Here is a 13,618-nt window from a genome sequence, read left to right on the forward strand (position 1 = left end):
CCCGAGAGTCTCGCCCGCCCATCCGGGCTCGGCCGTCTTGCGTGGTCGGGCGCGGGCCCTGGCGCGGGCAGGGGTTTGGATGTTTATGCGGACCAAACCCTACTGGACGCTATTTGGGCTTGCGCGGGGAGGGTGCGTAACGCGCCGCGAGACCCTCCGATGGGGTGGAAGGGCGCGCTCCGGGCCGGGAACTGACGGTCCGCCGGACAGTCGCGACACGCCTTGCGACCTCGTACGACTCACTTTTCCACAGCGCTCCGCAGGAGGCAGGACCCGGCCCCCTTACCGCTCCGGGGGCCCGCGTACGCGAGCGCGTGCGCTCCCCGCGGCGGGTGATCCCCCGGGCGCGTCACCCCGCCCGGGCCGGGAGCCGGAACGGCACTCCGCGAGGGTGCGGAGGGGTGCCGCGCGCTAGCGTTCCGGCGTGCCCTACTTCGACGCCGCGTCCTCCGTTCCCCTCCATCCCGTCGCGCGCGAGGCGCTGATGGCCTCGCTCGACGAGGGCTGGGCCGATCCGGCCCGGCTGCACCGCGAGGGGCGGCGGGCCCGGATGCTGCTGGACGCCGCCCGGGAGACCGCGGCCGAGGCCGTCGGCTGCCGGCCGGACGAGCTGACCTTCACCACCTCCGGCACCCGCGCCCTGCACACCGGCATCGCCAGCGCGCTCGCCGGGCGCCGCCGTACGGGGCGCGGGCTCGTCGTCTCCGCCGTGGAGCACTCCGCCGTGCTGCACGCGGCCGAGGCGCACCGGCGGGAGGGCGGCGCGGTGACCGAGGTCCCGGTGGACGGGACGGGGCGGGTCGATCCCGGGGTGTTCGCCGGGGCGTTGACGGAGGGGACGGCGCTGGCCTGTCTGCAGTCGGCCAACCACGAGGTGGGCACCGAGCAGCCCGTGGGCGAAGTCGCCGAACTGGCAGCGGAGGCGGGCGTTCCGTTGTTGGTGGACGCGGCGCAGTCGCTGAGCTGGGGCCCCGTCGGGGGCCGTTGGTCGCTGCTGGCCGGCAGTGCGCACAAGTGGGGCGGCCCGGCCGGCGTCGGACTCCTCGCCGTACGCAAGGGGGTGCGCTTCGCCGCGCCCTCGCCCTCGGACGAGCGGGAGTCCGGGCGGGCGCCGGGGTTCGAGAACATTCCGGCCGTCGTCGCGGCGGCGGCCTCGCTGCGTGCCGTCCGGGCCGGGGCCGAGGCGGAGGCCGTGCGGCTGCGGGCGCTGACCGACCGGCTGCGGGTCCGGGTGCCGGAGCTGGTCGGGGACGTGGAGGTCGTCGGGGACCCGGTGCGGCGGCTGCCGCACGTCCTCACCTTCTCCTGCCTGTACGTGGACGGCGAGGCGCTGCTGCACGCGCTGGACCGCGCGGGCTTCTCCGTCTCCTCCGGCTCCTCGTGCACCTCCAGCACGCTGACGCCCAGTCATGTGCTGCGCGCGATGGGGGTGTTGTCGGAGGGGAACGTCCGGATCTCGCTGCCGCCCGGGGTGGACGAGGCCGATGTCGAGCGGTTCCTGGCGGTGCTGCCGGAGGCGGTGCGCGGCGTGCGCGAGGAGTTCGGCGCGACGACGGGGACGGCCGCGCAGGCCGTGACCGGCGAGACCGGTGCGTCCGGCGAGGAGAGCGGGCTGACGGTGGACTCGCTCGGGAAGCGCTGCCCGATCCCGGTGATCGAGCTGGCGAAGGTCATCGGGGACGTCCCGGTGGGCGGGGTCGTCACCGTGCTCGCGGACGACGAGGCCGCGCGGCTGGACATCCCCGCCTGGTGCGAGATGCGGGGCCACGCCTACCTGGGCGCCGAGGGTACGGCGTACCGGGTGCGGCGGCTGGCCTGAGCCGGCCGGGTCCGCGTGCGGCGCGGGCCGGGCCCCCGAGGGGAGCCCGGCCCGGCCGGTGCCGCGGTGCGGGTCAGGGCAGGTGGGCCTGGACCTCAGAGGCGGCGTCGTGGCCGTACGCCTTGGTGAAGCGCTCCAGGAAGCGGGTGCGCGAGAGCTCGTACTCCTGGGTGCCGACCGTCTCGATGACCAGGGTGGCCATCATGCAGCCGACCTGCGCGGCGCGGGTGAGGCCGACGCCCCAGGCCAGGCCGGAGAGGAAGCCGGCGCGGAAGGCGTCGCCGACGCCGGTCGGGTCGGCCTTGGCGTCCTCCTCGGGGACGCCGACCAGGATCGGCTCCTCGCCCTGGCGGTCGATCCGGACGCCCTTGGCGCCGAGGGTGGTGACGCGGGTGCCGACCTTGGCGAGGATCTCGGCCTCGGTCCAGCCGGTCTTGTTCTCGATGAGCTCCTTCTCGTACTCGTTCGAGAAGAGGTAGGTCGCGTCCGGAAGCAGGGCGCGGATCTCCTCGCCCTCCATCCGCGCGATCTGCTGCGAGAAGTCGGCGGCGAAGGGGATGCCGCGGGTGCGGCACTCCTCGGTGTGCCGGGTCATGGCCTCGGGGTCGTCGGCGCTGATGCAGACGAGGTCGAGGCTGCCGACGCGGTCGACGACCGACTGGAGCTCGATCTGCCGGGCCTCGCTCATGGCGCCCGTGTAGAAGGAGCCGATCTGGTTGTGGTCGGCGTCGGTGGTGCAGGTGAATCGCGCAGTGTGCTTCACGTCGGAGATCCGGACCGACTGGGTGTCCACTCCGTGGCGGTCCAGCCACGCGCGGTACTCCTCGAAGTCCTCACCCGCCGCGCCCACGAGCACGGGGTTCGCGCCGAGCTGGCCCATGCCGAAGGCGATGTTCGCGCCGACGCCGCCGCGCCGGATGTCGAGGGTGTCGACAAGGAACGAGAGCGAGACCGTGTGGAGCTGGTCGGCGACGAGCTGGTCCGAGAAGCGCCCGGGGAACGTCATCAGATGGTCGTTCGCGATAGATCCAGTTACTGCGATGCGCACGGCGAAATCTGCTCCTGACAGAAGGAGGTGCGGTCGTCGGTCTCTTGCACGCTACCCGCTGGCCCGCAGAATACGAACAGGACGTAACTACCAGATAGTAGACCTTTCCACGCAGGTCACCGGGTGCGTAGCGTCGGTACATGGAGAAATACGAGCCGGAAGCGGCCGAACCCGAATCCCTCGCCCAACTCCGCGGCGACTGCGCGCGCATGGCCTCGCGCTGGCCCGCACCCACCCGCGTCTCCCCTGCGCACGGCGGCGGCCGGGGTGCGGAATCCGTAGCGCCGGCGGCGCTGCACGGGGTGCGGGTCTCCCCGGCCTCGGCCCGGCTGCTGGACGGAATGTCCGACTACGGCGACTGAACGGGACCGTTCGCCGAACGGCCGGGACCGGGTCCGCCGCGCCGCGGGCCCGGTCGCCGGCCGGCCCTGACCGTCCGCTTTCCGCACACCGGGGAACCGCTCACCGGTTCGCCCCGTCCCATCGGCGTCCCCCGCGAGAGCGGTGGGGCGGAAGGTGTCCGGCGGACAGGCGTGGACACGAGCGGACTGGACAGGAGCGATGCGGTGAGCACCGAAGCGTCCCCTACTCCCCCCTCGCCCGAGGGCGGGGACTCCCCGGCCTCCGGCGCGCGGCGCGGGCGGCTGCCCGTCGTCGCGGTCGCGGCGGCCGTGCTGCTGGCCGGCGGCGGTGGCGCGTACTGGGCCGCCACGGCCGGGCCGGACGGAAGCGGCGCGGCCCCTCCCCCGCTCGCGCTCGACGGGGTGCAGGCCCGGCAGGCGGCGTCCGGGCAGGAGAAGGCCGGGGCGGGCGGGATCGCGCCGGGTGAGCCTGCCGGCGCCCCGCGGCTGAAGGCCGCCGGTGAGCTGCCCGAGGGGCCGGAGTCGGCGCGGGTGCAGCGTCCGGCCGGTGCGGTCGAGCGGGCCCAAGTGGCGGCGCTGGCCGAGGCCTTGGACCTGTCGGGCACCCCGAAGAAGCAGGACGGCCGGTGGACGGTCGGGCCGGAGCGGGACGGCGCCCGGCTCACCGTGGACGCGGAGGCCGCGGGCGGCTCGTGGCGGTACACCGACGAGAGCGCCGGGGGCGACGGCGGCCCGGTCCCGGCCGAGGAGGCCGAGCGCGCGGTGCGGCCCGCCGTACGGGCGCTGGGCGCGGACGGAGCGGAGGTCGGCACCGAGCGGACCGTCGGGCCCGCGCGGCAGGTGACGGTCGCGCCCGAGGTCGGCGGGCTGCCGACGTACCAGTGGGGCGGCAGCTTCATGGTCGGCCCGGACGGACGGGTCGGCACCGCGCACGGGGAGCTGGGCCGGCTGGAGACGGGCGACTCGTACCCGGTGATGAGCGCCGAGGAGACGCTGAAGCAGCTCAACTCGCAGCGGGCGCGGCCCGGTTCGGGTGCGGGGGCGGGGCAGGCGGCCGAGCCGGCGTCCGCGTCGTCCGGTTTCGCGGGGCAGTTGGGGAAGCGGGAGCCCGCGCGGGTGGAGAGCGCGCGGTTCGGGCTGGCCGCGCGGGAGTCGCGGGGTGAGCCCGTGCTGGTGCCGTCCTGGATCTACGAGGTGAAGCTGCCGGGCGGCGGGGGCACGGCCCGGGTGGCGCATCCGGCGGTGGAGCCGGAGCACCTGGAGCCCGGCGCGGGTGCCCCGTCCGGGGACGCGTCCGTCGAGGTTCCCGGCACTCCGCCGAAGCCGTCCGCCTCGCGGCCGCCGGCCGAGGGCGACGTGGACCCGGCCGCGCAGGCCGTGGACACCTACCGGGCCGAGGGGCGGACGCTGAAGCTGACCTTCTGGGCCGGGGTGTGCGACACCTACACCGCCTCGGCGAAGGAGACGGAGAAGTCGGTGGAGGTGAAGGTCCGGCCGGAGAATCCGGACGAGAAGAAGGTCTGCGTGAAGATGGCCAAGCGGCAGACCCTGGAGGTCCGGCTGGACGCCGAGCTGGGCGAGCGGAAGGTCGTGGACGCGCGGGACGGCGAGGAACTGCCGCGCTCCGACTGACCGCGCGGGCCCGGCCGGACGACGACGAGGGCGGCGGATCCCGGAAGGGAATCCGCCGCCCTCGTCGTGCACGGCGCTGCGGGCTGCCGCCGGGAGACTCAGCTGAAGGAGTCGCCGCAGGCGCAGGAGCCGGTGGCGTTGGGGTTGTCGATCGTGAAGCCCTGCTTCTCGATGGTGTCGACGAAGTCGATGGAGGCACCGCCGAGGTACGGGGCGCTCATGCGGTCGGTGACGACCTTGACGCCGTCGAAGTCCTTGACGACGTCGCCGTCGAGCGAGCGCTCGTCGAAGAAGAGCTGGTACCGCAGACCCGAGCAGCCGCCCGGCTGAACGGCGACGCGGAGCGCCAGGTCGTCGCGGCCCTCCTGCTCGAGCAGGCTCTTGACCTTCGACGCGGCGGCGTCGGACAGGATGATGCCGTCGCTTACAGCGGTCTCGTCCGAAACGGACATCTGCTTCTCTCCCGGGTTGTACGGACTGCTCTGCCGTCAGCTGCAACCGACGGCTCCCCGGATTCATTCCGGGCCGGCACTGACCGTTGCTCTCGTGGTCGTTTTCTCTCCCTCATGCTCGCACACGGCCTGAGCGAACGGGAATGCGTCACATCGACGCTATGGGCATCGTCAAAGTGACGTGAAGCGGCTATGATAGATAACGTCAGTTAGACGAGAACCCTGCGCGTGACCGCGTTCAGGGGCTACAGAAAGGGTGCGTGCACGTGAACACCGCCCAGTCACTGGACGTACAGCCGACGCCCCTCGCGCTGCTCCTGCTCGGCCGTGACGCCGATGCGAAGAGCGAGCGCGGCGTGGACTGCCCCGGCGACCTGCCCGCCGCCTCCGACCCGGACCTGGTCGCCCGCGCCCGGGCCGCGAAGGAGAAACTCGGCGACAAGGTCTTCGTGCTCGGTCACCACTACCAGCGCGACGAGGTCATCGAGTTCGCCGATGTGACGGGCGACTCCTTCAAGCTCGCGCAGAAGGCGGCGGCCCGGCCCGAGGCGGAGTACATCGTCTTCTGCGGCGTGCACTTCATGGCCGAGTCCGCCGACATCCTCACCGGCGACGGCCAGCAGGTCGTCCTGCCCGACCTGGCCGCCGGCTGCTCCATGGCGGACATGGCCACCGCCGAGCAGGTCGCCGAGTGCTGGGACGTGCTGACCGACGCCGGGATATCCGACGTCACGGTGCCCGTCTCGTACATGAACTCCTCCGCCGACATCAAGTCCTTCACCGGCAGGCACGGCGGCACGATCTGCACCTCCTCGAACGCGAAACGGGCCCTGGACTGGGCCTTCTCGCAGGGCGAGAAGGTGCTCTTCCTGCCCGACCAGCACCTCGGCCGGAACACCGCCGTGCGGGAGCTGGGGATGTCGCTCGACGACTGCGTCGTCTACAACCCGCACAAGCCGAACGGCGGGCTCACCGCCGAGCAGCTGCGGGACGCGAAGATGATCCTGTGGCGCGGCCACTGCTCGGTGCACGGCCGCTTCTCGCTGGACTCCGTCCGGGACGTGCGCGAGCGCGTGCCCGGGATCAACGTCCTGGTGCACCCCGAGTGCAAGCACGAGGTGGTGGAGGCGGCCGACCAGGTCGGCTCGACGGAGTACATCATCAAGGCCCTGGACGCGGCCCCGGCCGGCTCCAAGTGGGCCATCGGCACCGAGCTCAACCTCGTCCGCCGGCTCGCGAACCGGTACGCGGAGCAGGACAAGGAGGTCGTCTTCCTCGACCGCACCGTCTGCTTCTGCTCGACCATGAACCGGATCGACCTGCCGCACCTGGTCTGGGCGCTGGAATCGCTGGTCGAGGGCAAGGTCGTGAACCGCATCCAGGTCGACGCGGAGACCGAGAAGTTCGCCCGGCAGGCGCTGGAGCAGATGCTGGCGCTGCCGTAGGTTCCCCGCCTCCCCCGGGGCGCCGTAGCCTGCCGCGCATGTGGGTGCGGCCGGTACGGGACAGCGAGGAGGACGCGGAGGCGGTACGCCGGATCGCTGCGGGGGCCCTCGGGGGCCCGCCGGACGGGCTGCCCGTACCGGTTCAACAGGCCCCCGGGGAGGCCGAGTTCCGCTCCCGGGTCCGCCATCTGGTGCGGACCGGGCCCGGCGGCGGGAGCTGGATCGCCGAGGACGCCGACGGCCGTCCCGTCGGCGCGGCCCAGTCGCTGGTGCGGGAGGGCACCTGGGGGCTCGCGCTGCTCGCCGTCCTGCCCGAGGCGCGGGGCGCCGGCGTCGGCCGGGCCCTGCTGGAGCGCGCGGCCGAGCAGGGCAAGGGCTGTCTGCGCGGGCTGGTCCGCGGCTCGCGGCACCCGGCCGCGGCCCGCGCGTACCGCGGGGCCGGGTTCGACCTGCACCCGACGATGCGGCTGAGCGGCACCGTCGAACCGGCCCGGCTGGCCACGCCGGACGGGCCGGTCGCCGTCGGCGGGGCGGCGCAGCGGGACCTGATGGACTCCGTCGACCGGCGGCTGCGCGGCGGCGCGCACGGGCCCGACCACAACTGGCTGCTGGCGCACCGCCGCCTGCTGGTCTCCGACGACCTCGCGGGCAGCGGCTACTGCTACCTCCGGGACGACGGCACCGTCGAGCTGCTGGCCGCCACCTCACGGCGGCTGGCGACGCGGCTGCTGACCGCCGCGCTGCTGAGCCTCCCCGAGGGCGCGCGGGCCACCGTCCGGGACCTGACCGCCGAGCAGCAGTGGGCGGTGGACGTCGGCCTCGCCGCGGGGCTGGAGCCGAGCACCGACGGCTGGGTCTGCGTACGCGGCATGCGCCCGCCCTCGCCGTACATCCCCTCGGGCGCCTTCCTGTAGCGGCGTCCTCCCGCCGGGTTGCCCAACGGCGCCTCCCCGCAACGGAGTTCCGCTTCCGGAACGGCCGGAGCCCCGGTCCGCTCCCTCTCGGGGTGCGGGCCGGGGCTCCGGTGCGGGGTCAGTGGCCGGCCGCCCCCGCCGGCTCCGGTTCGGGAGCCTGGACGGGCTCGGCGGGGCCGTCCCCCGGAGTGCCGTTCCGTGCGGCCCGCTTGGCCGCCTTCTTGTTGGCCCGGCGTTCCTTGCGCAGCTCGACCATCGCGTAGAGCGTCGGGACGAGCAGCAGCGTCAGCAGCGTCGAGGAGACCAGGCCGCCGATCACGACCACGGCGAGCGGCTGCGAGATGAAGCCGCCGTCCCCGGTGACCGCGAGGGCCATCGGCGTCAGCGCGCAGATCGTGGCCAGCGCCGTCATCAGGATCGGGCGCAGCCGGTGGCGGCCGCCCTCGATGACCGCCTCGACGATGCCGTAGCCCCGCTCCCGGTACTGGTTGATCAGGTCGATCAGCACGATCGCGTTGGTGACGACGATGCCGATCAGCATCAGCATGCCGATCATCGCCGGGACGCCCAGCGGCGTGTCCGTGACGACGAGCAGGCCCAGCGCGCCGGTGGCGGCGAACGGGATGGACACCAGCAGGATCAGCGGCTGGATCAGCGACCTGAAGGCCGCGACCAGCAGCAGGAAGACGATCGCGACGGCGGCGAGCATCGCGAGGCCGAGCTGCGCGAACGCCTCGTCCTGGTCCTGGGAGACGCCGCTGATCTCGGCCGTCGCGCCCTCGGGCAGGTCCAACCCGCTGACGGCCGACTGGAGTTCGGTGCCGACGGCGCCGGTGTTCTCCCCGGTCGGCTTGGCGGTGACGGTCGCGGCGCGGGCGCCGTCGATGCGGGTGGTCTGCACCGGGCCCTCGACCGTCTTCACGTCGGCGACCTGGCCGAGCGTGACCTTGCCGAGGTTCAGCCGCTTCAGCTCGGCGAGGGTCGTCGCGGGCTCCGCCGAGGTGACCATGACGTCGCGCTCGGTGTCGTCCAGGACGGCCGTCCCCGCCTTGGTGCCGGTCACGGACTGGGCCACCAGCTGCCCCAGCGCCGCGTCCGAGAAGCCGTACTTCGCGGCCTCCGGCTTGGCCGTGACGGAGATCCGGGGCACCGAGCTGGACAGGTCGCTCTGCACGTCCGTCACGTCGTCGATCTCCGCGACGCGCTTCCTGACCTGCTCCGACGCCCGCTCCAGCACGTCCGCGTCGGCGGCCTTCACCACGACGCTGAGGTCCTGGTTGCTGAAGCCGTCACCGGCGGCGAGCTTCGTCTCGCCGGCCTTCTCGCCGAGCGCGTCGAGTCCGTTCCGGATGTCCCGCTGGGCCTGCTCGGCGTCGGCGGAGTCGGTCAGCCTGATCTGGTACTGGGCCTGGTTGGCGTTGGCCCCGCCGCCGAAGGCCGCCATCATGCCCGAGGAGCCCACCGTCACCTGGTAGTCGGCGACGCCGTCCACGCCGTCGAGCAGCTTCTCGACGCGCCGGGCCTGCTCGTCGGCCGCCGCCAGGCTGCTGCCGGGCTCCAGCTCCTGGCTGAGGCTGAGGGTGTCCTGCTCGCCCTGGTCGAAGAAGTTCGTCTTCAGCAGCGGGGCCAGCGCGAACGTCCCGGCGAGCACCGCCACCGCCAGCACCAGGCTGGTGAACCGGCGGCGCGTCGCGAAGCGCAGCACCGGCACGTAGGCGCGCTGGAGCCGGCTGCGCGCCTCCTTCTCCTCGGCCTCGCGCCGCAGCCGCTCCGGATCGGGCGTCCCCGCAAGGGACTTGGGCGCGCGCAGGAACCAGTACGAGAGCACCGGCACGATCGTCAGCGAGACCAGCAGCGAGGCGAGCAGCGCGACCGTGATGGTGACCGAGAAGCCGCCGAAGAGCGCGCCGACCATGCCTCCGACGAAGGCCATCGGCAGGAAGACGGCGACGGTCGTCAGCGTCGAGGAGGTGATCGCGCCGGAGACCTCCTTGACGGCGTCGAGGATCGCGGTGGTGCGTTCCTTGCCGTAGCCGAGATGCCGCTTGATGTTCTCCAGCACGACGATCGAGTCGTCCACGACCCGGCCGATGGCGATGGTGAGCGCGCCCAGCGTCAGCATGTTCAGCGACAGGTCCTGCCACCACAGCACGAGCAGCGTCAGCACCACGGACAGCGGGATGGACACCGCCGTCACCAGCGTCGAGCGCACCGACAGCAGGAAGACGAGGATGACGACGACGGCGAAGACCAGCCCGAGCACACCCTCCGTGGTCAGCGACTTGACCGACTTGGAGACGGCCGGGCCCTGGTCGGAGACGACCGTCAGGTCCGATCCCTTGCCCAGGTCCTGGCGCATCTGCGGCAGTTCGTCCTGGACGGCGTCCGAGATGGCGACGGCGCTGCCGTCGTTGTCCATGGTGATGTTGACGGCGAGGCTGCGTTCGCCGTTGGTGCGGGTCAGCGAGGTCGCGGCGGCCGGCTTCTCGGTCACCTCGGCGACGTCACCGACGCGTACGGCACCGCCCCGGCCCTTGGCCTGGAGCCGCAGGTCCTCGATCTGGGCGACGGAGGTGTAGCCCGAACCGACCTGCACGGTGCGGCTCCTGCCGTCCTCGGAGAAGGAGCCGGCGGGCAGCGAGGCGCCGCCGGCCTCCAGGCCCTTGGAGAGGTCGGCGGGCGTGAGCCCGGCCCGCGCCAGCTTCGCGTCGTCGGGGGTGACGGCGACGATCCGGTCCTGCACGCCGTCCACGGTGACCTGGCCGACGCCCTCGATGTCCTTGAGGACGGGGACGACGGCGGTGTCCAGCCGGTCGGCGAGGGACTGCTGGTCCCGGGTGTCGGAGGAGGCGGCGAGCACCACAGCGGGGAGGTCGTCGGTGCCGCCGGAGACGACCTGCGGGTCGACGTCCTGCGGGAGCTTCGCGCGGGAGCGGTTGACGGCCTGCTGGATGTCGGCGGTGAGCCGGTCGGTGTCGTCCCCGTAGTCGAACTGCGCCATGACCACGGCCGAGCCCTCGCTCGCCGTCGACGTCACGCCGGTGACGCCGTTGACGCCCTCGATGCCCTCCTCCAGCGGCTCGACGACCTGCTTCTCGACCACGTCGGGCGAGGCGCCCTGGTACGGCGCGACGACCGACACCATGGGGAGCTCGACGGACGGCAGCAGCTGCTGCTTGAGCTGGGGTATCGCGATGGCGCCGAAGACCACGGCGACGATCGCCATCAGCGCGATCAGGCCACGCTGCACGAGGCTGATTCTGGACAGCCAGGACATGGGCGTCAGTGCTCTCTCTCCGGTTGTCGGTGGTGCATGGACATGCGGACAGTCCGCGTGCCGCGTACACCTTCACCCACGACGAGGCCGGATCCTGTCGCCCGCAGGTCCCCTTTCCGCCACCGCGCCCGTACTCCAGCCGCAGTACGGCAGCCCCCGGCGCATGCTGCGGCCGGTTCAGCTGCCGGGCCGCACCAGCCCGCTCTCGTACGCGGCGACCACCAGCTGCGCCCGGTCGCGCGCGCCGAGCTTGGCCATGGTGCGGTTGACGTGCGTCTTCACCGTGAGCGGGCTGACCGAGAGCCGGGCCGCTATGGCGTCGTTCGTCAGCCCTCCGGCGACGAAGGTGAGCACCTCGCGCTCCCGCCCGGTCAGCGCCTCCAGCCCCGCGCCCGCGGGCGGTTCCTCCTCGGCCCGGCCGCCGCCCTGCGCGAGGAAGGAGGCGATCAGTCCCTTGGTCGCGGCGGGCGAGAGCAGCGCCTCGCCCCTCGCCGCGGTACGGATCGCGGCCAGCAGCTCACCGGGCTCCGCGCCCTTGCCGAGGAACCCGGAGGCCCCGGCGCGGAGCGACTGCACGACGTAGCTGTCGATCTCGAACGTGGTGAGGATGACGACCCTGACCCCGTCCATCGCCGGGTCCGCGCTGATCGCCCGGGTCGCCTCCACCCCGTCCGTGCCGGGCATGCGGATGTCCATCAGGACGACGTCGGCGCGCTCCGCGCGGGCCACGGCGACGGCCTCGGCCCCGTCGGACGCCTCCCCGACGACCTCCATGTCCGGCTCCGAGTCGACCAGCACCCGGAACGCGCTGCGCAACAGCGCCTGATCATCGGCGAGTACGACCCGAATGCTCACTCCGCCGCCTCCTTCCACTCGGTCCCGCCCGGCCCGTACCGGCTCAACTCCGTTCCGGGCGGCCCCGGTTCCGGCAGCCCCGACTCGGCCGCCCGCGCCGCCTGCCGCCGCGCGCCGCCCGGCGGGAGCGGCAGCCGGACCCGGACGTGGAAGCCGCCGCCGGGCAGCGGCCCCGTCTCGCACTCGCCGCCCAGCGCGGCGGCCCGCTCCCGCATGCCCACCAGCCCGTGCCCGCCGCCGCTGTCCACCGCCGACTCGGTGACCCCGGCGCCGTCGTCCGCGACCTCGACCTCCAGCGCGTCAGCCCCGCGGTCGATCCGCACCCGCGCGTGCGCCCCGGTACCGACGTGCTTCTGCACGTTGGTCAGCGCCTCCTGCACCACCCGGTACGCGGTGAGGTCGATGGCCGAGGGCACCTGCGCCCCGGGCTCCGGCGGCGCCTCCTCCACCTCGACGTCCATGCCCGCGTGCCGGAACCCGGCCACCAGCTCGTCGAGCACGGCCAGCCCGGGCGCCGGTTCGGTCGGGGCCGTGCTGTCGCCGCTCTGCCGCAGCAGGCCGACGGTGGTCTGCAGCTCGTCCAGCGCGTTCCGGCTGGCCTCGCGCACGTGCGCGAGGGCCTGTTTGGCCTGGTCGGGACGCTGGTCCATGACGTGCGAGGCCACCCCGGCCTGCACATTGACCAGGGCGATGTGGTGCGCCACGACGTCGTGCAGCTCCCGCGCGATCCGCATCCGCTCCTCCGCGACGCGGCGCCGCGCCTCCTCCTCGCGGGTGCGCTCGGCCCGCTCGGCCCGCTCCCGCATCGCGTCGATGAAGGCCCGCCTGCTGCGTACGGCCTCGCCCGCGGCGGCGGCCAGCCCCGTCCAGGCGAGGATGCCGATGTTCTCCTGGGCGTACCAGGGCCTGGTCCCGAAGACCATCGCCGCGGCGGTGAGCGCGACGACGGTGACCGCGCCCACCCGCCAGCTGGTCAGCCGGTCGGTGCGGTTCGAGACGGTGTACAGCGCGACGACGGCCGCTATCACCAGCGGGGACCGGCTGTCCGGCGCCGACCCCGCGTACGGCCCGCCGGCCAGGGAGACCAGGGCGACCAGCACCGTGGCGCCCAGCACCGGCATCGGGGCCCGGCGCCGCAGCACCAGGGTCGCGCAGGAGACCAGCGCGAGCAGCACCGTCTGCGCGCTCAGCTCGCGCTCGCCGAAGCGCGGGTAGCCGCCCCGGCCGTACGGCTCGGTGGCGGCGCCGAGCAGGATCACCACGAAGGTTCCGGCCGCGATCAGCACATCGACGGCGTACGGGTGCGCGCGCAGCGTGCGGCGCAGCGCGCACAGCGCACCGGGACCGGAGTCCCGGGGGCCGGTCGCGGGGTTCGTTGTCACATCAGGAACGGTACGACAGCCGCGGAACCCGCCGGTCCGGTCACCGGAACCGCGGGGGCCGCCGTCAGTCCGGGATCAGCCCGTCCTCGCCGAGCATCGCGCGCACCTCGTCCAGCGAGGACTCCGGGGAGGGCAGGATGAGCTCCGAGGGCTCCAGCGCGTCGTCGGCCAGCGGGGTGCCCAAGGACCGTACGGCGTCGAGCAGTTGGCCGAGGGTCCGCCGGAAGCCGGCCTCGTCCTCGGCCTCCATCTCGGCCAGCAGTGCGTCGTCCAGCTTGTTGAGCTCGGCGAAGTGGCTGTCCTCCAGCTTCACCTGGCCTTCCCCCATGATCCGTACGATCATGCCGCTCTCCTTCGCGCGAGGGCCGTTCCACCGGGGACGCCGTACGAGGTGGCGGCCCGGCGGACGCCGCGTCCCCGTCCGAGTCCACC

At 73.5% G+C, this 13,618-nt stretch carries 11 protein-coding genes; 5 read left to right on the forward strand and 6 right to left on the reverse strand.

Annotation, left to right across the window (positions count from 1 at the left end):
* The first annotated feature begins 424 nt into the window (after positions 1–424).
* On the forward strand, positions 425–1,819 hold the full coding sequence (locus HCC30_RS10530) for a cysteine desulfurase/sulfurtransferase TusA family protein (RefSeq protein ID WP_169442155.1): 1,395 nt from the start codon (positions 425–427) through the stop codon (positions 1,817–1,819).
* 73 nt (positions 1,820–1,892) lie between these two features.
* Here HCC30_RS10530 and HCC30_RS10535 read toward each other — a convergent pair whose 3' ends face one another.
* Positions 1,893–2,867, reverse strand: coding sequence for a carbohydrate kinase family protein (locus HCC30_RS10535; protein ID WP_169442156.1), 975 nt, complete (start codon positions 2,865–2,867; stop codon positions 1,893–1,895).
* Between the two features lie 140 nt (positions 2,868–3,007).
* Between HCC30_RS10535 and HCC30_RS10540 the strand changes: the two genes are divergently transcribed.
* Positions 3,008–3,229, forward strand: a complete 222-nt coding sequence (locus HCC30_RS10540) for a hypothetical protein (RefSeq protein ID WP_169442157.1) — start codon at positions 3,008–3,010, stop codon at positions 3,227–3,229.
* Positions 3,230–3,433: 204 nt separating this feature from the next.
* Positions 3,434–4,861, forward strand: coding sequence for a hypothetical protein (locus tag HCC30_RS10545; protein WP_346776571.1), 1,428 nt, complete (start codon positions 3,434–3,436; stop codon positions 4,859–4,861).
* 98 nt (positions 4,862–4,959) lie between these two features.
* Here HCC30_RS10545 and erpA read toward each other — a convergent pair whose 3' ends face one another.
* Positions 4,960–5,313 carry an iron-sulfur cluster insertion protein ErpA gene (erpA, locus tag HCC30_RS10550; RefSeq protein ID WP_169442158.1) on the reverse strand — a complete coding sequence of 118 codons (354 nt, stop codon included), beginning with the start codon at positions 5,311–5,313 and terminating at the stop codon, positions 4,960–4,962.
* A 266-nt stretch (positions 5,314–5,579) separates the two neighbouring features.
* Between erpA and nadA the strand changes: the two genes are divergently transcribed.
* Positions 5,580–6,758, forward strand: a complete 1,179-nt coding sequence (gene nadA, locus HCC30_RS10555) for a quinolinate synthase NadA (RefSeq protein WP_169442159.1) — start codon at positions 5,580–5,582, stop codon at positions 6,756–6,758.
* Between the two features lie 38 nt (positions 6,759–6,796).
* Positions 6,797–7,672, forward strand: a complete 876-nt coding sequence (locus HCC30_RS10560) for a GNAT family N-acetyltransferase (protein ID WP_169442160.1) — start codon at positions 6,797–6,799, stop codon at positions 7,670–7,672.
* Between the two features lie 118 nt (positions 7,673–7,790).
* Here HCC30_RS10560 and HCC30_RS10565 read toward each other — a convergent pair whose 3' ends face one another.
* The 4 genes from HCC30_RS10565 to HCC30_RS10580 all read right to left on the reverse strand — a co-directional run bounded on the left by HCC30_RS10565 (position 7,791) and on the right by HCC30_RS10580 (position 13,529).
* Positions 7,791–10,949, reverse strand: a complete 3,159-nt coding sequence (locus tag HCC30_RS10565; protein ID WP_169442161.1) for an efflux RND transporter permease subunit — start codon at positions 10,947–10,949, stop codon at positions 7,791–7,793.
* Positions 10,950–11,126: 177 nt separating this feature from the next.
* Complete coding sequence (locus HCC30_RS10570) at positions 11,127–11,804, reverse strand: response regulator transcription factor (protein WP_169442162.1); 678 nt, start codon at positions 11,802–11,804, stop codon at positions 11,127–11,129.
* Positions 11,801–13,129: a sensor histidine kinase gene (locus tag HCC30_RS10575; protein ID WP_169442270.1), complete on the reverse strand. Its 1,329-nt coding sequence runs from the start codon at positions 13,127–13,129 to the stop codon at positions 11,801–11,803. Before HCC30_RS10575 ends, HCC30_RS10570 begins: the two co-directional genes overlap by 4 nt.
* Before the next feature lie 121 nt (positions 13,130–13,250).
* Positions 13,251–13,529, reverse strand: a complete 279-nt coding sequence (locus HCC30_RS10580; protein WP_169442163.1) for a hypothetical protein — start codon at positions 13,527–13,529, stop codon at positions 13,251–13,253.
* Between the last annotated feature and the right edge of the window lie 89 nt (positions 13,530–13,618).

The sequence above is a fragment of the Streptomyces sp. HNM0574 genome (assembly GCF_012726235.1).
GTDB lineage: Bacteria > Actinomycetota > Actinomycetes > Streptomycetales > Streptomycetaceae > Streptomyces.